Source organism: Sagittula sp. SSi028 (assembly GCF_048553715.1).
Classification (GTDB): Bacteria; Pseudomonadota; Alphaproteobacteria; order Rhodobacterales; family Rhodobacteraceae; genus Sagittula.
In genome coordinates, this window is sequence record NZ_JBLZNC010000050.1 from 1 (window position 1) to 636 (window position 636).

Annotated in this window: 1 protein-coding gene; it reads right to left on the minus strand. The window is 59.3% G+C overall.

All coding sequences use genetic code 11. The annotated features are described in order from the left end of the window. Positions 1 to 217: 217 nt before the first annotated feature. The coding region (locus tag ACN5AZ_RS18705) for a transposase (protein ID WP_419430399.1) at positions 218 to 636 on the minus strand (419 nt) is incomplete at its 5' end.

Consider the following 636-nt stretch of genomic DNA (forward strand, 5'->3'; position numbering starts at 1 on the left):
GGCTTTCGGCTGAGATCCTTGGGGTACATGCTTCGGTTCGTGGTCAGCGCGGCGGCTGCCAACATGATGCTGGTTCAATGTAATTCCGATGTGCCCATCTCATAGGCGTGCTTGGCTTGTGTCAGCGACAGTCCAGACCACGGCATCATCGGAACCACGTCCCTGCGGGACCTCGAAAGCCTGCAATCAGGTAGGCAACGGGTGGGATATCGTCCTGTCAGACAGGGTTCGGTGCCGCATCTGACTGGAAGGTTGTGCCATCGACCCAAATCCGATGAAGAATAACCGCGATGCGGCGTGCGAGGGCGACCATCGCAATTTTGCTTCCGCGTCGCTGTGCGAGTTGGGCTCCCCATGTTCTCAGCCATGTCGATCGGCCGCGGTTCATCATGACGGTTGCCGCCTGGCACAATGCGCGCCTCAGATTGACGTCACCAGCTTTGGTGATGCCGCCTGACACGTCCCGTTCTCCGGACTGGCTGCGTGAGGGCGTCAGACCAACCCAAGGACCAACCCTCTTTGAAGACCGAAAGCGTGCCGGATCATCGACAGTTGCGCGGAAGGTCAGAGCGACGACTGCACGGATCCCTGGCATTGTCATCAAACGGTGGCACACTGGATCGTCTTGGGCGAGCT